The following is a 22330-nucleotide window of genomic DNA, read 5'->3' as shown; positions in this document are numbered from 1 at the left end:
GAGGCGGGACGGCCGCTCCGGGCGGCTCAGGCAAAGACCACGCAGGAGGCGGCCGGCGCCTCGACGGATCCGCCCCGGTCCGGAATGCCGGTCGCCGGGTCGACGGTGAACCAGGTGACGTCACCGGAGCGCTCGTTGCCGGCGTACAGGTGCCGGCCGTCGGGGTGCAGCGCCAGGTCCCGGGGCCAGTGGCCGCCGCAGGGGACGGTGGTGACGAGGGTGGCGGCGTCACCGTCGAGGGAGAGGACGGCGAGGCTGTCATGGCCCCGGTTGGCGGCCCAGGCGAACCGGCCGTCGAGGGAGACGACCAGTTCGGAGGGGAAGGTTCCGGCCTCGTCGGCCCCGTCCGGGAGGAGGCGGGTCTCCCCCAGCGGCGTCAGCGCACCGGTGGCGGCGTCCCATCGGCAGACCGTGACCGTCGGATCGAGTTCGTTGAGGACATAGGCGCGGTCGCCGTGCGGGTGGAAGGCGAGGTGGCGGGGGCCGCTGCCGGGCCGCAGCCGGGTTTCGGCGTGTACGGACAGCGTGCCGTCGGCCGGGGCCAGGACGCAGCTGCGGACCGAGTCGGTGCCCAGGTCGACGCTGAGCAGCCAGCGGCCGCTGGGGTCGGGCAGGACGGCGTGGGCGTGCGGGCCCTCCTGGCGGTCGGCCTGCGGGCCGCCGCCCCGGTGGGCGAGCACGGTGGCGGGGCCGGTGAGCGTGCCGTCGGCCCGTACGGGGAGCGTACTGACGCTGCCGGAGCTGTAGTTGGCGGTGACCAGGTGGCCGTCGGCCAGGGTGAGGTGGGTGGGGTCGGCGCCGTCCACGGAGACCGGGGGTGCCAGCAGCTCCGGCCCCCGAGGGGTGAGGGCGAAGGCGGCTGCGGTGCCGTCCGGGGTCTCGCCCACCGCGTAGAGGAATCTGCCGTCGGGGCTCGCGGTCAGGTAGGAGGGGTTGGGGAGGACGTCGGTGGAGTGCAGCGGGGTGAGTGCGCCGGTCCCCGGGTGGACGGTCGCGGTGGTGATGCCGAGGCCGCCGGCCGCGGTGAACGATCCGATGTACGCGCGCCGCCGGTGGTCGCCCGCCCCCGCTGGTCCGCCCTTCGTCATCGGTCCGCCGCCCCTCGTCATCGGTCCGCACTTCGTCCGCCTGCCCGTCGAGGGAACCGTGGAGGTGCCCCGGCGAGGTGCCCGTCAAGGCGCCCGGCGACGCTAACAGCCGGGGGCGGGGCCGCGGTCGCGATGGCCGGTTCCCGCCCATGGGCGAGCGCTGTCGTGAGCCCGGGGGCCGTACGTGCGTCACGGGGGGGCTCCCCCGTGCGTCACGGCGCGCTCCGGACGCGATGCCGAGGCGGGCGCACCTGCCCCGCACCCGCCCCGCGTCCGTCCGTCCGTCCGTCTGTCTGTCTGTCGGTCGGTCTGTCCGTGCGTGCGTCCGGAAGGACCGTGATCAGGCGTCGACCAGCGGAGCGCGCGGAGAGCTGCGGAGCGGCGCGGAGAGTTCGGCCAGTGCCCGCTCCAGGCCGTGGAGATGGGCCAGTGCGGGTTCCGCGGCGGGCGGGTGCGCCACCACGATGGCGGCGGCTCCCGCATCGCGGGCCCCGCGCGGTGTGGTCAGCGCCTCGACGGCGGCCTCCACACGCTGGCACGAGGCGGTGAGCCGGGCATCGTGGGAGGCCTCCGGGTCGGCGGCGATGGAGGCCAGCCCGCGCACCTCACGGGCGCAGTCGTCGAGCAGCGCCAGCACCTGACGTGCTCGCGCCTTGCGGGCACGCAGCGGGCTGAGGGGGTGCACCAGCGGGGAGAGCGACAGCCGCACCCGGCTCAGCAACGGCCCCAGCTCGGCGATGTGCGGGGCGGGGTCGGCGGTCGCGGAGCCCGCGAGGCGGGCGGCGGCCTCGGCAGTGCAGTGGTGCACACAGCGCAGGGCGCGCTCGATCCAGGCGTCGGTGGTGGCATGGGTGGTGACGGGCAGCACGAAGACCACCGCGAGCGCCGCGCCGAGCGCCCCCACACCGGTCTCGGCGAGACGCAGCGCGAGCAGGCCGGGGTCCAGCACTCCCAGCAGCCCGTACAGCAACGTGGCCATCAAGGTCACCGCGAGCATCATCCAGGTATACGAGACGGCGGCGGTGTAGAAGATCCCGAACACGCTCACCGCGACCAGGACCGCCGTGGGGACCGCGGCGCCGTGCAGCGGGACGACGACGAGCAGACCGAGGACGATGCCGATCACCGTGCCGAGAGTCCGGCGGAAGCCGCGCACCAGCGTCTCGCCGCGCGAGGTGGTGTTCACGAAGATCCACCAGGTGGCGCCCACGGCCCAGTACCAGCGCTGCTCGGAGAGCAACTGGCCCACGAGGAGGGCGAACGCGCTGCCGGCGGTGGCCTGGACCGCCTGGCGGGTGGTCGCCCGGGCGAGCCCCCTGCCGGCCGGTGGCGCGGGGGGCGGGACGGCCGGGGGCAGCCGGCGTTCGTAGCACCACACTCCGAAGCGGACGAGCGAGGAGGCGGTCAGGGCAAGGGCCACCGCGGCGTACAGCTCGGGCAGTTGGCCCGGCACCGTGTGCAGGAACTGCGCAGCGAAGAAGGTCATGAACGCGAACACCCCCAGCGCATGGCCGCGCGGCCCCCAGCGGCGGGCGTAGACCCCCGCACCCACCACCGCGGCGAAGACCGCGCCCCGCCCCACCGGGTGGTCGTGGAGCACCGCCGCGACGGCGAGCACCGGAAGGCCGACCACGGGCAGCAGGCCGGTGGTGACCATCTGCGCCCGGACCGTCGCGTCGGTGACCGTGAAGAGGGCGAGCAGCGCGGCGAGCCCGCCGGCGATGGCCGCGACGAGCGAGTGCCCGGCGAGACCGCACACGGTGACCGCCAGGCCGATGCCGAGGACGGACCGGGCGGCGCTGCGCAGCCGCAGCCACCCCGGATCCGGAGCCACGAACATCCTCTTCAGCACAGCTTTCCGCCCTTCGCCGTTCCGGCATGAATCCGGCATGAAAAAGGCGCCGCGGAATCCCGCAGCGCCATCGACTGGGCCATCACAACACTTCTTCGGCACGTTGCTCAACAGACGCCGTGAAGGCTGTGCCATTGGTATAGCTGGATGCGCTCACGCAGGGCCAAGAGGGGGCCAATGGGTGGCGGTAGCGGGGCGAGAGCCCGGTCTGCGGGTCGGACCGCGACCCGGGACCGCCGCACCGTCGTGCCGTCGTGCCGGGATGCAGGGACGCAGGGACACGGACCAGGCGCGCAGATGACTCACCCGGCACCGCCTTCACCGGGGCCCTGGGTACAGTCACGACTCCCCAGGAAGCCCGCCGCCCTCGTGAGGAGGCCGTTGCACCATGTCCGTGGATGCCCTCGACGCCAAGATCCTTCGGCTGCTGCTGGAGCAGCCGCGCACCAGCGTGCGGGAGTACGCACGTCTCCTCGGGGTCGCCAGGGGCACCGTGCAGGCGCGCCTCGACCGCCTCGAACGGGACGGTGTGATCACCGCCTACAGCCCCCGCCTGTCCCCCGCCGCGCTCGGTCACCCCGTTCTCGCCTTCGTCCACATCGAGGTCACCCAGGGCCATCTGGAGGAGGTGGCCGATGCGCTGGCGGAGGTCCCGCAGATCATCGAGGCGTTCTCGACGACCGGCGGCGGAGATCTGCTCACCCGGGTGGTGGCACGGGACGCGGAGCATCTGGAGGATGTGATCCAGCGGCTGATCAGCCTGCCGGGCGTGGTCCGCACCCGTACGGAGGTGGCGCTGCGCGAGCGGGTGCCGCATCGCATGCTGCCGTTGGTCGAGGCGGTGGGCACCACCGGATCGCCCTGAGAGATCAGAGAGATCAGAGGGGGCAGGGGGGTCAGGGGGGTCAGGGGGAATGCACGGCGCGGGCCGCGTACGGCCGGCTCGGGCGGCCGGTCCGCTCTTCCCCCTGACCGGGGCCGGTCACTCCAGACCGAGGGACTTGCACTCGGCGGCGAGGCCGTCGGCGCAGAGCAGGTCGATGCGGACGGCGCCGTCGCGGACGACGGTGTCCTTCATGTTCTTCCGGGTGACCATCTGTGCCTTGAAAAGCTGCGCGGGGATACCGGACTTGCTCTTGTTGTCGGCGGTGGCGGAGGTGAGGGACTTGATGCTCTTGCCGCGCAGCAGCCGGAAGGCGATTTCGGCGGCGGTCTCCGCCTCCGGCCTGACTTCCTTGTAAATGGTGAAGGTCTGGGTGCCGGCTACCAGCCGCTGCAGCGCGGGGAGTTCGGCGTCCTGGCCACCGACCGGGACATTCTTGATACCGGCCGACTTGAGCGCCGCGGCGATACCGCCCGCCATACCGTCATTGGCCGAGTAGACCGCGTCAAAGCCCCCCGCGCCATGGGCGTCGATGAAGTCGCCCATCTCCTTCTTGGCCGTCGCCGCGGACCAGCCGGGGATGTCCTTCTCGTAGACGATCTTCCGGACCTTGCCGTCGAGGACGGCATGGGCGCCCTTCTTGTAGGACGGCGCATTCGGGTCGGTCGGCGAGCCGTTCATCGTGACGACGTCGGAGGTGGCCGCCTGGGAACCGAGGGCGGCGAGAATTCCCTGCCCCTGGAGCCGGCCGATCCTCTCGTTGTCGTAGGAGACATAGGCCGTGACATCACCCTCGGCGAGCCGGTCGTATGCGATGACCTTGACGCCCTTCTTGGCGGCCGAGTCCACCCAGCTCTTGGCCGCCGAGGCGTCGACCGGGTCCAGAATGATGACCTTGACGCCCTTCTTCACCAGGCCGTCGAACTGTCTCCTCTGGGCATCGACCTGCTGCTCGGCATTGTGGTAGTCGACTTTGCATTCGAGGCAGAGGGACGCAACGCGCGACGAAATGATGCGGCGGTCGAACTTCTCGTACCGGGCCGCTTTGCTCTCCGGAAGGAGCAGCCCGATCGAGTCCTTGCCGGCACCGGTGTCCTGATGATCGCTCCCACAGGCCGTCAACGGCGCTGCGAGCGAAAGCGCCATCGCGCCGGTGAGGGCACGCCGCATTATTACATTCATTCCCGGTACCTCCAAAGGGGCCGCCTGACCGACCCATGAACGGCTGAATTCAACGTCATATCCGGTCCCACCGTCAAGAATCGAAGCAACAACGCTATGGAAGGGTGCCGTGATTTGACCCTCCGAACCCCCATCACCCGGCGGGCATTCCGAACAGTGCCGAAACGGTCAATTCATTCCGGAACACTCCGTAACACTCAGGTTCCGGCCTCGCCACGCCGACCGCGTGACGTGGGCGAACGCCGGGTTCCGCTCTACCGCACGACGCGCCAACCAGGCGATATGGAAGGGGTGTTGACCGAACGCACCGGACTTCGACGCACACACAGACGTGAACGCGGGCGGAACGCGGACACGAACACGAACGGGAACGCGAACGGGAACGCGGACACCCCCATTCACCGCAACGCACCGGACGCGAGCGGAGAGAGGGGAGAGAGGGGAGAGAAATAGATGCTCCCCGCAGCCTTTCCGGAGCGCCACCGAGCCGAACGGCAAGTGGTCAAGACCAATCGGCGGCGAACCCGCGACACCCCGGACGAGGAGCGCACCAAAAAATTTCCGCTCAACAACCAAATGCCGCAACGGAAATGAAGAATCCTGGGAATTTCTTGAGATTGTTTTCTGTGTCCGGGCCCTCTTCACCAAGAGAACCCGGACCGCACCCCTCCGGGAATCACCCGCGCCGGGTCAGCCCACCCAGCCGCCGGTGAGGCCGAGCACCGCCGAGCCGTCCACGTCGGCGAGCTTGGTGCCGGTGAAACCGCGCGCCCAGTCCGACGTCTGGATACGGAACGCGGGCCGGTCCGCGGTGAGCGCCTCCAGCACGGCCTCGGCGGCCTCGGCCGGGGTCTGCGCGCTGCCGGCGAACTGCCCGATGGTGCGCTCCAGGTAGGCCCGCAGCGCATCCGCGTAGGGGCCCGCGGCGGCGACCTCACCCTCCAGGTCGACCCCGATGTTGTTGACGAATTCGGTCGCCACCGCGCCGGGCTCGACAACGGAGACCGTCACCCCGGCCTTCGCGGCCACCGGCGCCAGGCTCTCCATGTAGCCCTCGACGGCGAACTTGGCAGCGCAGTAGGCCTCATTGAAGGGCTGGCCGACGACACCGCCGACACTGGTGACGGTGATCAGACGGCCGCCGGAGGCGCGCAGATGCGGCAGCGCCGCCTTCGAGACGTGAAGCACGCCGAAGAAGTTGACCTCCATCACCGTGCGCACCTCGGCGACGGACTCGTTCTCCAGCGTGCCGAGGTGTCCGGCACCCGCGTTGTTGATCACGGCGTCGAGGCGTCCGTGATCGGCGATCACCCCGTCGACCGCAGCAGCGACGGACGCCTCGTCGGTGACGTCGAGCTGCCGCACGTCGAGCTCCACCCCCGCTTCCGTGGCCGCCTTGCGCAGGGCGTCCGCGCGGCCGGTGTCGCGCAGCGTGGCCACGACCCGCCAGCCGGCCTGCGCCGCGGCGACGGCGGCGGCCAGGCCGATGCCGGAGGACGTGCCGGTGATGAGAACAACCTTCGAAGACATGGTGAACCTTTCGGCCCCGTCGCGACGGAGCAATTTAAGTGCGTGTACACACACCATAGACATTATGTGTGCGCACACGCAACCGGTAGCCTGTCCGGCATGGCGAAAAGGAAGCTCACCCAGGCCGAGATGCCGGTGGCCGACCATGCTTTCTACGGGCTGGTCTGGGCCGGCACCGTCCTGACCGAACGCGTGGACCGCGCCCTGGTCAAGGACCACGATCTACCGGTCTCCTGGTTCGAGGTGATGCTCTGGCTCGCCTCCAGCCCGGACCCGGTGCCGGCCTCCGTGCTCGGCAACAGCACCATGCTCAGCCGCAGCCAGGTCTCCCGTGTCGTGGACGCCCTCCGGAGCCGCGGCCTGGTCACCCGCACCCCCTCCGCACATGACGCACGCTCCGTCGAGGTGTCCCTCACCCCGGAGGGCCGCCGGCTCTTCGAAGAGGCCGACGCCACCCGCCGCGCCTGCCTGGCCCCGGTGTTCACCGACCTCCTCGACCAGAACGACCTCGAAGCGCTGAGCGCGGTGTGGCGGAAGCTCAAGGCCAACAAGGACGACAAAGACGGCTGAGGAGTCACTGCACGGGACTGCCGTACGGATCGAGGGCAGGCCGCGGCACCGCCGGCCCCTCAGTGTGCGATCGTCCGGGCAATGTCCAGGGTGAGCCGCTGCCAGGGGTCGCGCGGGTCCCGCGTGGTGAGGTCGGCGATCCGGCGCAGCCGGTAGCGCAGCGACTGGGGGTGCAGGCCGAGCCTGCGGGCGGCGGCGTTCGCGGAGCCCGTGTCGAGGTAGGTGGTGAGCGCGTCCATGAGGTGCCGCCGGCCGGGCTGGCGGAGCGGACCGAGGATCAGCCGGCTGATCTGCTCGGGAGTCGCGGCGGGGCGGCCGCCGAGGAGCGCCAGCACCTGGGCGTCGCCGTCGGTCAGGACCCGCTCGGGGTGGTGGGCGTGCGCGGGCGCGGTGTCCAGCGCGTCGGCCGCGAGACGGTAGGCGACGGCGATCCGGTCCAGGCTCTCCCCCGAGAGGGCACAGCCCCGCAGGCCCCGCTGCCCCAGGGCCCGGGGCGCGGACGCACCGACCGCGGCGGGCAGCAGCAGGACGGCGCGCGCGTCCCGGACCGTCACCAGCGGGGCGAGGCCGCCGCCGTGGCCGCCGAACGAGGACAGGAGCCCGGTGGCCGTCTCCTGCGTCACGCCCGCACCGTCCGCAGCGGCCGACTCGGCCACCAACAGACAGTAGGGATCCGGGAGTTGTCCGCCCAGCCGGGCGGCCCGGTCGGTGAGCGCGCCGATGGAGGCGTGCCGTCCCGCGATCAGGTCGTCGAGGAGCAGCCGCAGCGCCCGGTCGCGGTCCGCGGTGAGATCTTCGCTGGTGGCGGTGTAGGCGGTGGCCATCTCCTCGGAGAGAGTGTCCAGGGTGGTCAGCGCCATCCGGGCGAGGGCGAAGGCGTCCGGTGCACCCGGCGGGGGCGTCGCGGCCGCGATCTCGTCCGTCAGCACCGTCGCCGCGACCCGGTAGGCCCGCAGGACCGCCTGCACCGGGCGGCCGTCCGCGGCCCGCGCCGCGGCGATCCCGCGGAACCGCCGGAGGTCGGCGGGGGTGAGGGCGCCGTCGGTGACCCAGAGCTGGAGCAACCGGTCCAGCGCCCAGGCGGCGATGGCCCGCACCTCGTTCAGGCGGCTGTCATCGAGGGCGGCATAGGCCGGGACCTGCTCACGCACGGCGGTGACCACCGTCGCGACCACCCCGGGGTCGGCGATCAGCCGCTGCCGGATGCGCTCCCTTTCCTTCATCACAGGGTGATGATTCCACCCGCGTGTTGTGCGCACCGCGGTGGACGGGTGTGGTCACTGTCGCCAGGATCTCGGGTGAGCACGCAGTCTCAGCGACGAGAGGCGGGACGTACGGATGGCGAAGCACTGGGCGGACTTCCAGTACGAGATCTATCTCCACGGCATGACAGGCGCCGTACCGCGGCTGCCGACCGATCTGACGCGACTGGAGGAGCTTGCCGAGCGGCGCCTGGGTCCCGGTCCGGTCGGCTATGTGGCCGGCAGCGCGGGCACCGGCAGCACCGCCGACGCCAACCGGGCGGCGCTGCACCGTCATCGGATCGTCCCGCGGATGCTGCGTGAGGTGCACGAACGCGATCTGTCCGTGGAGGTGTGCGGCCGGGCGCTGCCCGCGCCGCTCGCGCTGGCGCCGGTGGGCGTGCTGTCGATCATGCATCCCGACGCCGAGCCCGGCGCCGCCCGCGCCGCCGCGTCCCAGGGGGTGCCGTACATCCTGTCCTCAGCCTCCAGCACCCCCATGGAAGAGGTCGCCGAGGCGATGGGCGACGGGGAGCGGTGGTTCCAGCTCTACTGGGCCAAGGACCGCGAGGTCACCAGGAGCTTTCTGCAGCGGGCGAAAGCGGCCGGGTACACCGCCCTGTTCGTCACCCTCGACACCCCGCTCCTCGCCTGGCGGCCGCGCGATCTCGACCAGGCGTACCTGCCGTTCCTGCACGGCGTGGGCACCGCCAACTACTTCACCGATCCCGCGTTCCGTGCGGGGCTCGCCAAGCCGGTGCACGAGGACCCGAACGCGGCCGTGATGCACTTCCTGGGGATGTTCGCCGACCCCGCCAAGACCTGGCCGGACCTGGCGTTCCTGCGGGAGAACTGGGACGGCCCGATCGTGCTCAAGGGCATCCTGCACCCCCAGGACGCCCTGGCGGCCGCCGAGGCCGGGATGGACGGTGTGGTCGTCTCCAACCACGGCGGCCGCCAGGTGGCGGGGTCCGTCGCCGCCGCCGATGCGCTGCCCCGTGTCGTGGCGGCGGCGGGCGACCGGCTCACCGTGCTCTTCGACAGCGGCATCCGCACGGGTGACGACATCTTCAAAGCGCTGGCCCTGGGCGCCAAGTCGGTGCTGGTGGGGCGCCCGTACGCCTATGGGCTCGGCCTCGACGGGCAGGCGGGCGTCGAACACGTCATCCGCTGTCTGCTCGCCGAACTCGACCTGACCCTCGCCCTGTCCGGGCACTCCCGCCCGGACACACTGACCGCCGACGACCTCATCGAGGAATCCGTATGACCAGCTCGCCGGAATCGTCCTCCACCCCGCAGCCGCACCCCGTGCGCAACGTCCTCGCGGTCATCTCGCCGCATGTCGGCGGCCGCGCCGCCGGAGCCGCGCTGGCCGGCCTCTTTCCCGGGCAGGCCCAGGTCACCGTCGTCGAGACGACCGACGAGGACCCGGCGGCGCTGCGTGCGGCCCATCTCCTGATCACCGGCCTGGGCCCGGTCACCGCCGGTCATCTCGCCGCGGCACCCGACCTGGAGCTCGTCCAGTGCGCCAGCCACGGCTTCGACTACGTCGACCTGGACGCGGCCCGCCAACGAGGCATCCCGGTCTGCAACATCGGCTCCAGCGGCGCGGAGAAGCAGAACGTCGCCGAGCAGACCTTCGCCCTGATGCTCGCCCTGGCCAAGCAGCTGGTCCCGGCCCATACGGCGCTCACCGAGGCCGACTGGGCACTGCCGCGCCTGCAGCAGTCCATCACCGAGCTGTCCGGCAAGACCCTGGGCATCATCGGCCTCGGCCACATCGGCGAGGAAGTCGCCCGCCGTGCCCTCGCGTTCGACATGGACATCGTCTACGCCGGGCCGAAGCCGGTCGCCCCGGAGGCTGCCGCCCGCCTCGGCGGTGCCCGCCATCTCGCTCTCGACGAACTGCTGCGCACCTCCGACTACATCACCCTGCACGCCCCGCTCACCGAGCGGACCCGTCATCTCCTCGACGCGGAACGACTGGCGCTCCTCAAGCCCACGGCTTTTGTGATCAACACCGCCCGCGGCGCCCTGATCGACCAGGACGCCCTCGCGGATGCCCTGGCGGCCGGCACCCTCGCCGGCGCCGGTATCGACGTCTTCGACCCCGAACCGCCCACGGCGGCCCTGCGTCTGCTCAAGGCCCCGAATGTGGTGCTCTCCCCGCACGTCGCGGGGGTCACCCGCGAGACGCTGGTCCGCATCGCGCTGGCCGCCGTACAGAACGTCCTCGACCACCTTGAGGGCAAGCCGCTGCGGGACGTCGTCTCGTAACGCCGGACCGGGCCGGAACTCGCCCCGGCTCGCCGCACACCGCTCCGCCCCTCATTCCGGCCAATGTTCGGCGCACCGGTGCGGTACCGGTCCGGCTCCGTTGTGATCACCATGGACAGCGTCCCGCCGATCACCCCGGCCGGCCGGGCCGGTTCCTCATTCGTGGCGGCCCTCCGGACCCGGAACGGCAGCCAGGAGAAACAGGAACACATGCGCGTCACCCACCAGGCACCGCTCGCGCCGATGACCACGCTGGGCATCGGCGGACCGGCGGCGGCCCTCATCGAGCTCTACGACCCCGCGGACTTCCCCGAGTTCGTGGCGCTGGCCGGCACCTTTCCCGGTGCGCCCGTCTGCCTGGGCGAAGGGAGCAACGTCCTGGTCGGCGACGCCGGATGCGACAGCGCCGTGCTGCGGATGAGCACCAAGGGCATACGCATGGCAGGGAGCTCCGCCGACGGGCGGGTGCTGGTCGAGGTCCAGGCCGGTCATCCGCTCGCCGATCTGGTCGCCACGACCGTCGCCGAGGGCCTGACCGGCCTGGAGATGCTGGTGGGCATCCCCGGGACCTCCGGCGCCACCCCCGTCCAGAACGTCGGCGCCTACGGTCAGGAGACCGCCGACACCCTGGTGGAAGTGACGGCATGGGACTGGGAGTTGCGCCGCGAGGTGACCATGGATGCCGCGGCCTGCGGCCTGGGCCACCGCACCAGCGTCTTCAAACACTCCCGCCGCTGGACCGTGCTGAGCCTGGTGTTCGCACTGCGCCGGTCCGGGCTGAGCGCGCCGGTCACCTACCGGACGGTCGCCGCCGAGCTCGACGTACCGGTCGGGAGCCGGGTGCCGCTGGACGAGGTGGCCCGGGCGGTGCTCACCGTCCGGAAGAGCAAGGGCATGGTGCTGGGGTGCAGTGGCGCCGACGACCGCTCGGTCGGGAGTGTGTTCCTCAGCCCCGAGATCTCCCCCGACCGGGCCGAAGAGCTGCGGGCGCTCCGTGCACCGGTGAGCCGCTTCCCCGACGGCTCGATACGGGTGAGTGCGAGCTGGCTCATCCGGCAGGCCGGGTTCGCGCTGCGTCAGCCGCTCGTCACCGGCGTACGGATTTCCTCCCTGCACTACACCCTGGTCGCCGAGGAGGGCGCGAGCGCCGCCGGTTTCATCCGGGCCATCGACCTCGTGTTCCAGGAGGTCCTGCGCCGTACCGGAGTGCGGCTCACTTCCGAAGTCGACTTCCTCTGATATCAGCCCCTTCCCCAGGGGGTGAGGGAACTCACGTCGCCTTATCGGTTTCACGGCCTGATGATTCGGCATTCACCTGGGGCCGAATGCCCCGAAGGCAGGCGACAAGGGGCGGCGGACGGCCCGGCCGGACGCACAGCGGCATTCCGCCATGCCTCTTTCCCCCTCATGCGCTTTTATCAGGCACGGGCAAGCCCCTTTCCGCGAGGTGATGTTCAAGCCATTCTTGATGGCTTGAACGGCCGGGGAGGGTACCCCCTTCCCACTTGCCCTGCCGCCGGAATAAGGGGCCACAAGGAACCGAACCGGATTCCGCCATTCCGGAATCCACGGGAAGCGAAGCACGCCTCCCCACGCTTGACATGACATGCACCCTTCGATGAAATGACCGGCGGTTGCGAAATCCCTTTGCAACAACCGGACGCAATCCGGGATTAACACATCTTTCTTTGGAGGGGACCATGGAGAACATCATCACCAGCATGGACGAATTCGACCTCGACCTCGACATGGAAATCACGGATTCGGCCACGGTCGCCATGAGTGCGCAGGAGTCGAAGCTCATGACGCAGGTCTGTCCGGTCACCTCCTGGAGCTGCTGAGCCGAGCTGCTGAGACAGCGGTGCGGGGCGGCACCGAGGACGTCGTCCCGCCGCCCCGCACCGCCGTCAGGAGAAGCAGTGGGCGGGGAACGGGGCGGAGAGGGTCATGGGCGGTAAGCGCGACATCGATTTCACGTGCGGAGAGGTGGCTCTCGTACGGGCCGCGGCTCTCCCGCTGCCCTCCGACGACGCACCGGCCCGGCCACCGCGGCCGCCCGCCGGGGGCCCGGACGAAGAGGACTGGCTGCGTCGTCAGGTGAAGGAGCTCGCCGCCGATCCGCGGCTCATGGAAGCGGTGAACCTCGCCAGCGCAAGCCTCGCGGCTGAGGTGGACCGAGTCGTCGCGGGAGAGCGGCTGCGGCTCACCTCGCTGCGCCGAATCGCGGTGACCCTGACGAAGTACCACTCGCGGATGTCCCACCGCCCCACCCCGTTCGGCTACTTCGCGGGGGTCGGTGTCGCCGGGTTCGGAGCCGCTCCCGCGCGGGAGCCGGTCGGTGGCGGACGCAGTGTGACCCGGCCGGACGCGGACTGGCTGGACGGCGTTCTGGCGACGCTGCTCGATGATCCGGCCGTATGGCAGCGTGCACGGCTCACCGCCAACAACCTGCACACCGTACGGGACGGCCGGCTGGTCCTGGTCGACCACCATGACCGCACCGGGACACAGCAGTGGACCGGCTCGGTACGCCACACCCGGGTGGTCCGTCACCTCCTGGCGGCCGCGGCCCGGCCCATGCCGTTCCCCGCACTGGTGGCGGAGGGGAAGCGGGAGTTCCCGCAGGCGCCCGAGGGTGCGGTCGAAAACAGCATCGCGCAGCTCGTCCGCGGTCACTTCCTTCTCAGCGAGCTGACCCCACCGCCCGACTGCACCACCCCGCTCGACCACGTCTGCGACCTGCTGCACGGCCTCGGTCACCCGATGGCCAGTCAACTGTGCTTCATCCGGGATGAGTTGCGCTCGCTGGACGCCGCGTCACCGGGCTCCCGGCGTACCCGGCTGACCGCGGTCCGTGCGCGGATGCGGGCGCTGCAGCCGGCCACGGACGTCCTCCAGACGGATCTGGCGCTGGACCTCCGGCTGACCCTGCCGCACGAAGTGGCCCGGGAAGCGGAGCGCGCCGCGACGGTGCTGTGGCGGACCTCCCCCGTGCACCGCGGCAACCCGCACCTGCGCGACTATCACCTGGCCTTTCTTGAGCGGTACGGCACAGGCCGGCCGGTGCCGGTGCTGGAACTGCTCGACGAGGCCCGGGGGCTGGGGCTTCCCCGCGAGGACCGGCAGCACGGTGCCCCGGCGCCGGCCACGCCCGCCCCGGCCACCGCGCCCGCAGCCGATGCCCTCGCGCGCGACCGCGTCCTCGGCGAGCTGCTGATGGACGCCGCCCGCCGCGGCAGCGCGGAAGTGGTCCTCGACGAGGAGGCCGTACGCGCCCTGGAACCGGCGGAGCGCGGGCCGGCCCCGCCGAGCATGGAGGTGGGAGCCGAGCTGGTGACACCGGGCCGGGAGGCCCTGTGCGGCGGGGACTTCCAGCTGGTGCTCAGCCCCCATGCGGTGTCACCGCTGGCCGGGGCGGTGTTCAGCCGCTTCGCGCCGGTGCTCGACGACCCGTCGGCGCTCGGCGACCCGTCGGCGCTCGACGCCCCGTTGGCCGGTCGGATCCGGGATCTGGCCCGGCACACCGAACGGACCGCGCCCGAGGACGAGATCCCGGCGTGTGTCGCCTACCGGCCCAGGGTGGCCCGTTCCGGCAATGTGTCCGCCGTCCCGCAGTGGCTGGCCCATCGCCTCCCCCTGGGCGTCGGGCCCGCCGTCGCGAAGACCGCGGACGATCTGCGCCTGGAGAACCTGGCGGTGTACGCGGACGCGGACCGCCTGCGGCTCGTCGACACCTCGACCGGCCGAAGGGTGCGGCCACTGTCGTACTCGATGCTCCGTCCCGACAGCGGCCATCTTCCGTACGTGGCCCGGTTCCTGCTCGAACTCGGGCAGGAGGGGCAGGCCTTCTGCGCCCCGTGGAGCTGGGGCAGCTGGGCCTCGGCCCCCGCGCTGCCCCGGGTGCGCCACGGCCGGACCGTGCTCTGCCCGGCGCGCTGGCTGCCGGACCGGGCGCTGCGCGCCGCGGCCGAGGGCGGGGACGAGGAGTGGGAGCGGCAGGTCGGGCAGTGGCGGCAGCGGTGGGACGTGCCACGGCGGGTGCTGCTCACCAAAGCGGACCACCGCGTCGCGGCCGACCTCGACGACCCCCTGCACCTCATGGCCTTCCGTGACGAGGTGCGGCGCTCCCCCGGCCTGACGGTGGTGGAGCAGTTCGCGGGCGCAGCCGGGAGGCAGTGGTTCCGGGGGCCCGAGGGCTCCCATGCCGCGGAGTTCTTCTTTCCCGTCTTCGCCCGGCCCGCCGGCCGCCGCACCTCCCGCGACACCCGGCACGCCCGCCCTGCGCCGGTGCCGGTCCCGCCCCTGACACGGGGCACGGGCACGGACAACGACCGCGGTCCGCGCGCCCAGCTGCCCGGTGGCGCATGGCTTTACGCGAAGATCTACCTGCCCCGGGCCCGCCAGAGCGAGGTGCTGGCCCGTCACCTCGCACCGCTGACCGACCCCGGCCTGCTCCGCAGAGCGGGCGCCGACCTGTGGTTCTTCCTCCGTTACGAGGATCCGGCACCCCACATCCGGCTGCGCTTCCACGGCAAGCCGGAATCCCTGTGGCCGGTACTGCTGCCCGAGCTCCACTCCTGGGCGCAGGCGCGCACGGAAGCGGGGCTGATAGCCAAGGTGGCCTTGGACACCTATGAGCCCGAGACCGAGCGGTACGGCGGCCCGGACGCGCTCCCGCACGCCGAGCGCTTCTTCCACGCCGACAGCGAATCCGTCGTCACTGCGCTGGCCATGTCACCCGGCCGGCCGGCCGATCCGACGCTGCAGGCCGCGCTGGGCGTCCTCGGCATCCTCACCCGCCTCGGATCCCCGGAGCAGGCGCTCGACTGGGTCAGCACCCCCTCCGTACTGGCGCACCGCAAGGACGTACCGCGAGCCCGGAAGCAGGCCGTCGCCGCCCTGCTGGACCCGCACGGCAGGCCCCGGCCGCCGGCCGCCGCGGACGGCCGGTGCGCCGGATGGAGCACCCGCGGCCCGGCGCTGACGGGTCTGCGCGAGGTGCTTACCGCCGGTGAAGGCGACGGGGACCGGACGGGACGGGTCGCCCTGAGCCTGACGCATCTGCACTGCAACCGGCTGTTCGGCCCCCGCCCCGAACAGGAGCTGTCGGCGCATGTGACGGCCCGTGAAGCGCTCGCACTGTGGCTCGGCCGGAAGCGGAACAACCGATGACCGGGACACCCCATGGGCTGTGCGATGCGGCGTCGGCCGTCGCCCACCGCGTCGCCGATCTGCTGAGCACACCGGAGCAGGTGGCCGGCGCCGCCCGCGACGCCTTCGCCGCGCTGCCTCCTGAACTGCGGCAGTCCGGCTGGCAGCCCGCCTCGCTGCTGACCGGACACCCCGGCATCGCGCTGCTGCACACCCGGTGCGCCCGCGACGACGCCCGGTACGCGGCCCTCGGGCACTCCCATCTGGCAGCGGCCGTGGCGGCGGCCACCGAAGCCGGCCCGGCGGCGGTCGGCGACCTGCTGCTGCCCGCACGGCTGCACGCGAACGCACACGGCGGGTACACCCGGCTGCTGGCACGCTGCGCCGAGGTCCATGCCGCCTACGTCCGGGCCCGCGTCGCCCACCTCGTCGCACGACGGCAGGAGCACGGCCCCGGGCTGGCGTACGGCGACTACGACGCGGTCGCGGGGCTGACGGGAGAGGGGCGCGGCCTCCTGCTCGCGGCCGACCACGGCGACGAACGGTGCGTACCGGCCCTCGACGATGTCCTGCGCTTCTTCGTCGGCATCAGCCACCCCGTCCGTCTGGCCGACCCCGTCCGTCTGGCCGACCCCGGCCGCTCCAGCCGCTCCAGCCGCTCCGACCATCCCGGCCGCACCGGCCGCCCCGTGAAAGAAGACGGCATCCAGGTGCCGGGATGGTGGTGCGCACCCGACCGGTATCTCGTCCCACGCGACCGGCAGGAGTTCCCGAGAGGTGACTTCAACGTCGGTGTCGCCCACGGGATCTGCGGCCCCCTCGCGCTGCTGTCACTGGCCCACCGCTCCGGGCACCGGGTACCGGGGATGCCGGACGCCATCCGGCGGATGGCCGACTGGGTGCAGAGCATCGGGTACACCGACGGCCACGGCGTGCACTGGCCCGGCCGGGTCGCCTTCCCCGGCCGCTCCGGAGAGCCTTCCCGGCGCCGCTCCCCCGCTCAGGCGGGGACCCGCAGCAGACCGGGCTGGTGCTACGGGACATCCGGAATCGCCTGGAGCCTCCACCTGGCCGGGCAGGCACTCGGCGACCACCGGATGACGGCGCAGGCCGAGGAGGCGATCGGCGCCCTCGCGCTTCGCCTCCACGACGGACCGGCCTCCGACGGGCCGGCGTCCGGCGGGCCCGCGTCCAGCGGGCCGACATCCGACGACCCGGGCCTCTGCCACGGCCGTGCGGGCATCCTCCACACCCTCGTCCGCATGGCCGCCGCCACCGGACGCCCCGCATTGTGGGCGGCCGCGGACTCCCTCGCCCACAAGCTCATCGCGGAATTCGACGAGCGAACTCCCTTCGGCTACGCCCAAGTTCTGCCGCCCACCCCTTCTCCGTCGCCCTCCTCGCGGACCGCCCCACACCGCGTCCACCACCCCGGACTGCTGGACGGCGCCACCGGAATCGCCCTCGTACTGGCCGACTACGCCGACGCCCGCCGGGGAGCCGCCCCCGCCGAGCGCAACGGCTGGGACACGGCGCTGCTCATGGGCTGAAGGCACGGCCGGGGGTGCGGTCACATCTCTTGGAACCCGCCTGGCGTGGGCCGGATCTCGAAGCCCGTGAGCCCCTGCGGCTCTTCCTCATGGACGGACACGGTGTTGACGGTCGCCATGGGAGGACCCTCGTGAGCCCAGTCCACCAGTTTCCTTACGTGCTCGGGCTCCCCCTCGAACACGGCCTCCACCGTCCCGTCGGACAGGTTGCGCACCCAGCCGGCCGCACCGTGCTCGCCGGCCAGGCGCCGGCAGGTGTCGCGGAAGAACACTCCCTGCACGTCGCCGGAGACCACCACCCGTCTGCGGATCATCCGTGCCTCACCTCGTTCGCTCGCTCGGGCGGTACGAGCGCAGATATATCCCGCCCCCGCGGTCAGCGGGCGGCGCCACGCCCGGACGGCGTACGGCTCACGGAGCGTCCGGCGGCCGACACGGCGCGGGCGAAGTGGACGGCGTCGAGGACGGCGGCCCCGCCCGTGTCGTTGTTGAAGTAGGTGTGGACGTCGGCCCGCTCCGGCCAGGTGTCGGCGATCCGTCGTGCCCAGGTGGTGAGCGCCTGTCGGCCGTAGCGGGGCCCGGGTTCCGCACGGCCCCCGTGGAAGCGCAGATACCCCCAGTCGGCGGTACGCCAGAGGGGTGTCACGGGCCGCGAGCCCCGGTCCGCCCAGCACAGTGCGGCACCCCGGCGCTCCAGCACGGCGCGGATGTCCGGGGTCCACCACGAGGTGTGGCGGGGTTCGACCGCCACTCGGGTACCGGCCGGGAAGCAACCCAGGCAGGCATCGAGCAGCCCGGCGTCCGCGGACAGCGTGGGCGGCAGTTGGAGCAGGACGGGCCCGAGCCGGGGGCCCAGCGCGGCGGCGCGCGACATCAGCCGCCCGACCGGCTCCTGCGGATCCCGCAGCCGCTTGATGTGCGTCAGATAGCGGCTCGCCTTGACGGCCATCACGAACCCGTCGGGGGTGCGCTCCCGCCAGGCGGCGAAGGTCTGCTCCTCGGGCAGCCGGTAGAAGGCGGCATTGCTTTCGAGCGTGGCGAACTGCCGCGCGTACTCCTCCAGCCACAGCCGCTGCGGCTGATCGTGCGGGTAGAGGACGCCGCGCCAGTCCTTGTACTGCCAGCCGGACGTCCCGACGAGGACGGTCATGACCGGATCCCTGCCCGGCCCGGGGGCGCGGCTATCAGCCCGGGCAGTGGCTATCAGCCGGGCAGCTGTTGTCACCCGGGCAGCGGCTGCCGGCCGGGGCTCGTCCGGCCGGGTGACGTCATCCGGCCCACCGTCCGGACAGGAAGGTGAGGGCGAAGACCGTCATCAGCGGCGCCGCGAGGCAGAGGTACACGGTTTTCACGCGCGGGGTGCGCAGGCTCCATCCGGCCAGGAGGACCCACAGGGGCCACCACAGGAGGGTGGCGCGGGGTATGGAGGTGTACCAGTACGAGGTGCCCAGGGCCCACAGGCTGAGGCCGACGTAGACGGCCTCCGGCCAGCGGCGCCGCCGGACCAGCACCCCGGCGAGCAGCAGGCCGACGACCATGGCGAGGAGTTCCGCCTGGGACATCAGGGCGTACCCGGTGGGCAGTGAGTCGGCGAAGGCGGCATGCCAGGTGTTCCGCCAGGCTTCCCAGGGGGCGTGGAAGTCGCGGTACCAGCCGCGTTCTTCGGCGTGCTTCCAGGCCATCCAGTCGCCGGTGTGCATCCGGAGAAAGCCGCTGTAGAGGAGGGGCGGCAGTGCGGGAAGCGCCAGCCACGGCAGTGCGCGCCACTGCCGGCGGGTGCGGACGGTGACGACGAAGTGCACGGCGAGGGCGGCGGCGAGGAAGAGGCCGCTGACCCGGACGGCGGTGGCCAGCGCGGCCAGCGCGGCCGCGGCGGGCCAGTTCTGCCGCTGGGCGGCGAGCCAGGCCGGCAGCGCGAGTGCGAGGAAGAGCGCTTCCGTGTACCCCGCCGCCAGGAATATCGCGCACGGTGAGAGCAGCAGGAAGAGGACGGCGCGGCGCCCGGCGCGCTCGTCGGGCAGGTGCAGCCGGGCGATCCGGGCGAGCGCCAGGACGGCAACGGCGCCGGAGACGAAGGAGATCAGCAGGCCCGCGGTGGTCCAGTCAGGGACGACGGTGTGGACGGCCCGCAGGAGGAGGGGGAAGCCGGGGAAGAAGGCTTCCCTGTTGTCCCAGCCGTTCAGCCACGGCCCGGCCTGACCGGGGAAGTAGCCGTCGCGGGCGATGTTCAGGAAGTGCCCCCAGTCCCAGCGCTGCCACGGTGCGAGGACGTCGGCGGCGTGATGGGTGTCACGGTCGTCGGGAAACAGCCACCGGGTGCAGTAGGCGGTGGTCCAGATCCCGACCCGGGTCAGCAGATACAGCCACAGCACCTCCCGGTCGGCGGGTCCGGGGACATAGCGTCGTCGGCGGGATTCCGGCTCCGGCCGGTGGGCCGGAAGCGAGCGGGTCGGAGGCGAGGGGGTCGGAGGCGAGTGGCCGGCCGGGTCGGCGTCGCCTGCTGTGCCGCCGCCCGGGGCAGCCGTGGCGCCGGGGGCCACCGTGCTGCCCGGGAGCGTCGTACCGCCCCGGCTGGTCGTACGGCCCCAGCTCGTCGTGCCGGCGGTGCGCGCCGGCGCCGAGGGGGCCCGTGGTCCGGCAACGGGGCTGGTGGCGAGCGGCGGAGGGGTCCGGCGCAGACGGGGCGACGAGGCGGGCATAACGGGAGCTCCTGCTGTGGTTTCGGGCGTGGGGGGACCGCCCGGCGGCGAGGACCGCCGGGGCAGGGTGCGGAGGGGTCAGCGCGGTGGTGCGGTGGACGGAGGGGACGTGCCGGGCGTGTCCGTGGCGGACGCCCCCGGGGCTCCCTGGCCGGTCCGGGGCGGCGCGGTGGCGGGCGGTGTACCCGGTTCGGTCCGGCCGGGAACGGGAGTACGGGTCGCCGACGACGTGCCGCGGGGCGACGTCGGCACGGGTTTCGGGGGTTTCGGGGGAGCGCTCGGCCGGGGGGAAGACGGGGTGACGGCCGGGACACCGGTGCTCGGGCTGCCGGGCAGCAGTGCGGCCACGGCCGCACCGGTACCGGCGAAGACCAGGCAGGCGCCCGCGGCGAGCGTGGCGATCCGACGACGGCGCAGCCGCTCCCCGCGCCGGGCGACGAGCTCGACCGGCGCACAACGCGCACGGGACTGCCCGGTGGAGGCCGCTTCCTGGAACAACGACCGCAGCAGGTCATGGGGTTCAGGCACCGGGTGCCTCCTCAATACGCGGGTCCTGCAGACGAAGGGAGAGTGCCGTCCGGCCCCTGACCAGGTGGGTCTTGACGGTGCTGGCGGACAGCCCGGTCTCGACGGCGATCTGCTCCACCGTCAGGTCACACACGTAATGCAGCGTCATGGTCCGCCGCTGATTGGCGGGCAGCTGACGCAGCGCCTCCACCAACGCCACCGATTCGGGCCCGGGGCCCTCGACATGCGGCGGGGCGCCGCTACGCTGCCAGGCATCCGCGGTACGGCGCCGTACGCGCCACCGGCTCACCGCCAGGCGCCAGGCGACCGTACGGACCCAGGCCTCGGGCTGACCGTTCCGGTCGAGCTGACGCCGCCGGCTCCAGCCCCTGGCGAACGCCTCCTGCACCACGTCCTGCGCCTCGTGCTGATCGCCGAGCATCACGTACAGCTGCCCGGTCAGCCGGGCGACCGTCTGCGCGTAAAACTCTTCGAACTCCTCGACGGTCAACAGCCACTCCCCGGTTCTTTTCGGTCTCCCCCCGCATACGCCTGGCGCACGGCATCCGGTCGACACAGCACGGAAAGTTCCGGGGTGACGGTCATCACAGACCGTGGCCCACCGGCGCCCGGCACGTACGGCTCAGAACTGCCAGAACTCTCAGAACTGAGCGAACCCGCACAGCCGTTCCGCCGGCGGAAACCGCCCCTCCGCAGGGAGGGGGCCGATGAAGACCCGGGCTTCCTCCGCCCCGTAGAAGGAGACCGGTTCCGGCCCCTGACCGAGGAGGAGAGCATTACCGCCACGGCGCCATCCCGCACACCGCCAACCGCTCCGCTGCTCCGCTGCTCCGCTGCTCCGCTGCTCCGCTGCTCCGCCGATTCCACGGTCACCTCCAGCGCGGGCGGTCCGAGCAGCCGGCTGAACTCGTCGACGGCGGCGGAGAAATGGGCATGGAACTCGTCGCGGCCCGCGCCCGGCTGGCTGGCTGGCTAGCTGGCTGGTCCAGCCCGACAGTCTGCCCCACTCGTCCTCCGTGAACGCAAGGTCGGCGCCCACGTCGCACGTGACGCAGAAGGGCATCACAAAGCTGTGGTCACCCTCGTAGATGTGGTGACCGGAACCCGTGACGCACCGGGCCAAGGACGACAGCTCGGTCTCCGCTGCCGGGACTGCTCGGCGCGCTCGCGCATCTCGGGTGGCAGGGCGGCGGTCGGCTTCAGTTGCCTCTCGGGGGGGCAGGTCGGCCTCCTGCCAGACGGCCTGAACGTCACGACTGCCCGGCAGTCACGATCCCCTGCTGGTCCGGCTGTGGTCTTCGGCTGCCGGCCTGTCGGACGGAGACGCCGATCTGCACCGGCAGGCGTTCTTGCGCAGATTCGATCTGGAACACACCTTCCGGACGATCAAGCAGACCCAGGGCTGGACCCGCCCGAGACTCCGTGTGCCCACGGCGGCGGACCGGTGGACCTGGCTGATCAGAAGCCGTATCTCCACCGTTCATGGAATGCACGAGTCGAACGGGTTTCCCACAGGACGGTAACTTCCGGCCTCTTTTGTACGCGTCCGTGCCAATACGCTGGTGTGAGGTCTACTCTGCTGCCTGCTCGGCCGCGCTGGGTGGCGGAGTGTGACCCGGGTTGCTCCGGGGCTGGGGGAACATCATGCGTGATCGAGGGATGTTCGCGGCTGCGGCAGCTCTGGCGATCGCCGGAACGGCACCGTGGTGAGTGTCTGGACAGGGGACACCGACACGATCACGGCGAACGAGGCAAAGGCGCAGTTGTGGGCGTGCAGCG

General features: G+C 72.1%; 18 protein-coding genes. 8 read left to right on the top strand and 10 right to left on the bottom strand.

What is annotated here, in order from left to right; translation table 11 throughout:
• Positions 1-26: 26 nt before the first annotated feature.
• Together D9V36_RS37400 and D9V36_RS37395 are read right to left on the bottom strand one after the other, a co-directional pair.
• Complete coding sequence (locus D9V36_RS37400; RefSeq protein WP_129297672.1) at positions 27-1088, bottom strand: lactonase family protein; 1062 nt, start codon at positions 1086-1088, stop codon at positions 27-29.
• A gap of 340 nt (positions 1089-1428) precedes the next feature.
• A complete protein-coding gene (locus tag D9V36_RS37395; protein WP_129297671.1) occupies positions 1429-2940 on the bottom strand; it encodes an FUSC family protein in 1512 nt (503 codons plus the stop codon).
• A 388-nt stretch (positions 2941-3328) separates the two neighbouring features.
• Here D9V36_RS37395 and D9V36_RS37390 point away from each other — a divergent pair, with 388 nt between their 5' ends.
• Positions 3329-3805, top strand: a complete 477-nt coding sequence (locus D9V36_RS37390; protein ID WP_129297670.1) for an Lrp/AsnC family transcriptional regulator — start codon at positions 3329-3331, stop codon at positions 3803-3805.
• Positions 3806-3922: 117 nt separating this feature from the next.
• Here the strand turns inward: D9V36_RS37390 and D9V36_RS37385 are convergent, their stop codons facing one another.
• Both D9V36_RS37385 and D9V36_RS37380 read right to left on the bottom strand, forming a co-directional pair.
• Positions 3923-5005 carry a sugar ABC transporter substrate-binding protein gene (locus D9V36_RS37385; RefSeq protein WP_241721188.1) on the bottom strand — a complete coding sequence of 361 codons (1083 nt, stop codon included), beginning with the start codon at positions 5003-5005 and terminating at the stop codon, positions 3923-3925.
• Between the two features lie 690 nt (positions 5006-5695).
• Positions 5696-6535, bottom strand: coding sequence for an SDR family NAD(P)-dependent oxidoreductase (locus D9V36_RS37380; protein WP_129297669.1), 840 nt, complete (start codon positions 6533-6535; stop codon positions 5696-5698).
• Positions 6536-6634: 99 nt separating this feature from the next.
• Here D9V36_RS37380 and D9V36_RS37375 point away from each other — a divergent pair, with 99 nt between their 5' ends.
• Positions 6635-7105 (top strand): MarR family winged helix-turn-helix transcriptional regulator, encoded by a 471-nt coding sequence (locus D9V36_RS37375; RefSeq protein ID WP_129297668.1) that lies wholly within the window; start codon positions 6635-6637, stop codon positions 7103-7105.
• Positions 7106-7164: 59 nt separating this feature from the next.
• Here the strand turns inward: D9V36_RS37375 and D9V36_RS37370 are convergent, their stop codons facing one another.
• Positions 7165-8328 carry a PucR family transcriptional regulator gene (locus D9V36_RS37370; protein ID WP_241721388.1) on the bottom strand — a complete coding sequence of 388 codons (1164 nt, stop codon included), beginning with the start codon at positions 8326-8328 and terminating at the stop codon, positions 7165-7167.
• A gap of 115 nt (positions 8329-8443) precedes the next feature.
• Between D9V36_RS37370 and D9V36_RS37365 the strand changes: the two genes are divergently transcribed.
• From D9V36_RS37365 to D9V36_RS37345, 6 genes are all read left to right on the top strand, one after another.
• Positions 8444-9613, top strand: a complete 1170-nt coding sequence (locus D9V36_RS37365; RefSeq protein WP_129297666.1) for a lactate 2-monooxygenase — start codon at positions 8444-8446, stop codon at positions 9611-9613.
• Complete coding sequence (locus D9V36_RS37360) at positions 9610-10623, top strand: 2-hydroxyacid dehydrogenase (RefSeq protein ID WP_129297665.1); 1014 nt, start codon at positions 9610-9612, stop codon at positions 10621-10623. The genes D9V36_RS37365 and D9V36_RS37360 overlap by 4 nt, the downstream gene beginning before the upstream one ends.
• A gap of 63 nt (positions 10624-10686) precedes the next feature.
• Positions 10687-11862, top strand: coding sequence for a UDP-N-acetylmuramate dehydrogenase (locus D9V36_RS37355; protein WP_241721187.1), 1176 nt, complete (start codon positions 10687-10689; stop codon positions 11860-11862).
• 461 nt (positions 11863-12323) lie between these two features.
• On the top strand, positions 12324-12464 hold the full coding sequence (locus tag D9V36_RS41250; RefSeq protein ID WP_164993100.1) for a hypothetical protein: 141 nt from the start codon (positions 12324-12326) through the stop codon (positions 12462-12464).
• A 106-nt stretch (positions 12465-12570) separates the two neighbouring features.
• Positions 12571-15795: a lantibiotic dehydratase gene (locus D9V36_RS37350; protein WP_129297664.1), complete on the top strand. Its 3225-nt coding sequence runs from the start codon at positions 12571-12573 to the stop codon at positions 15793-15795.
• Positions 15792-17324, top strand: coding sequence for a lanthionine synthetase C family protein (locus D9V36_RS37345; protein WP_129297663.1), 1533 nt, complete (start codon positions 15792-15794; stop codon positions 17322-17324). Before D9V36_RS37350 ends, D9V36_RS37345 begins: the two co-directional genes overlap by 4 nt.
• 20 nt (positions 17325-17344) lie before the next feature.
• Here D9V36_RS37345 and D9V36_RS37340 read toward each other — a convergent pair whose 3' ends face one another.
• The 5 genes from D9V36_RS37340 to D9V36_RS37320 all read right to left on the bottom strand — a co-directional run bounded on the left by D9V36_RS37340 (position 17345) and on the right by D9V36_RS37320 (position 21041).
• Positions 17345-17638, bottom strand: coding sequence for an acylphosphatase (locus D9V36_RS37340; protein WP_206739776.1), 294 nt, complete (start codon positions 17636-17638; stop codon positions 17345-17347).
• Between the two features lie 62 nt (positions 17639-17700).
• A complete protein-coding gene (locus tag D9V36_RS37335; protein ID WP_129297662.1) occupies positions 17701-18474 on the bottom strand; it encodes a DUF72 domain-containing protein in 774 nt (257 codons plus the stop codon).
• Positions 18475-18592: 118 nt separating this feature from the next.
• Positions 18593-20023 (bottom strand): mannosyltransferase family protein, encoded by a 1431-nt coding sequence (locus D9V36_RS37330; protein ID WP_129297661.1) that lies wholly within the window; start codon positions 20021-20023, stop codon positions 18593-18595.
• 78 nt (positions 20024-20101) lie between these two features.
• Positions 20102-20551, bottom strand: coding sequence for a hypothetical protein (locus D9V36_RS37325; RefSeq protein WP_129297660.1), 450 nt, complete (start codon positions 20549-20551; stop codon positions 20102-20104).
• Positions 20544-21041 (bottom strand): SigE family RNA polymerase sigma factor, encoded by a 498-nt coding sequence (locus tag D9V36_RS37320; RefSeq protein ID WP_129297659.1) that lies wholly within the window; start codon positions 21039-21041, stop codon positions 20544-20546. Before D9V36_RS37320 ends, D9V36_RS37325 begins: the two co-directional genes overlap by 8 nt.
• Positions 21042-22330: the final 1289 nt, after the last annotated feature.

Source organism: Streptomyces lydicus (assembly GCF_004125265.1).
GTDB lineage: Bacteria > Actinomycetota > Actinomycetes > Streptomycetales > Streptomycetaceae > Streptomyces > Streptomyces lydicus_C.
The sequence above is the reverse complement of the archived record's forward strand: the minus strand, read 5'-3'. Positions and strand labels throughout refer to the sequence as shown.

What these genes read in the sequence shown, in the direction of transcription:
- D9V36_RS37400 (WP_129297672.1), bottom strand. Translation starts at nt 1,088, where the DNA reads ATGACGAAGGGCGGACCAGCGGGGGCGGGCGACCACCGGCGGCGCGCG.
- D9V36_RS37390 (WP_129297670.1), top strand. Translation starts at nt 3,329, where the DNA reads ATGTCCGTGGATGCCCTCGACGCCAAGATCCTTCGGCTGCTGCTGGAG.
- D9V36_RS37385 (WP_241721188.1), bottom strand. Translation starts at nt 5,005, where the DNA reads ATGAATGTAATAATGCGGCGTGCCCTCACCGGCGCGATGGCGCTTTCG.
- D9V36_RS37380 (WP_129297669.1), bottom strand. Translation starts at nt 6,535, where the DNA reads ATGTCTTCGAAGGTTGTTCTCATCACCGGCACGTCCTCCGGCATCGGC.
- D9V36_RS37375 (WP_129297668.1), top strand. Translation starts at nt 6,635, where the DNA reads ATGGCGAAAAGGAAGCTCACCCAGGCCGAGATGCCGGTGGCCGACCAT.
- D9V36_RS37370 (WP_241721388.1), bottom strand. Translation starts at nt 8,328, where the DNA reads ATGAAGGAAAGGGAGCGCATCCGGCAGCGGCTGATCGCCGACCCCGGG.
- D9V36_RS37365 (WP_129297666.1), top strand. Translation starts at nt 8,444, where the DNA reads ATGGCGAAGCACTGGGCGGACTTCCAGTACGAGATCTATCTCCACGGC.
- D9V36_RS37360 (WP_129297665.1), top strand. Translation starts at nt 9,610, where the DNA reads ATGACCAGCTCGCCGGAATCGTCCTCCACCCCGCAGCCGCACCCCGTG.
- D9V36_RS37355 (WP_241721187.1), top strand. Translation starts at nt 10,687, where the DNA reads ATGTTCGGCGCACCGGTGCGGTACCGGTCCGGCTCCGTTGTGATCACC.
- D9V36_RS41250 (WP_164993100.1), top strand. Translation starts at nt 12,324, where the DNA reads ATGGAGAACATCATCACCAGCATGGACGAATTCGACCTCGACCTCGAC.
- D9V36_RS37350 (WP_129297664.1), top strand. Translation starts at nt 12,571, where the DNA reads ATGGGCGGTAAGCGCGACATCGATTTCACGTGCGGAGAGGTGGCTCTC.
- D9V36_RS37345 (WP_129297663.1), top strand. Translation starts at nt 15,792, where the DNA reads ATGACCGGGACACCCCATGGGCTGTGCGATGCGGCGTCGGCCGTCGCC.
- D9V36_RS37340 (WP_206739776.1), bottom strand. Translation starts at nt 17,638, where the DNA reads ATGATCCGCAGACGGGTGGTGGTCTCCGGCGACGTGCAGGGAGTGTTC.
- D9V36_RS37335 (WP_129297662.1), bottom strand. Translation starts at nt 18,474, where the DNA reads ATGACCGTCCTCGTCGGGACGTCCGGCTGGCAGTACAAGGACTGGCGC.
- D9V36_RS37330 (WP_129297661.1), bottom strand. Translation starts at nt 20,023, where the DNA reads ATGCCCGCCTCGTCGCCCCGTCTGCGCCGGACCCCTCCGCCGCTCGCC.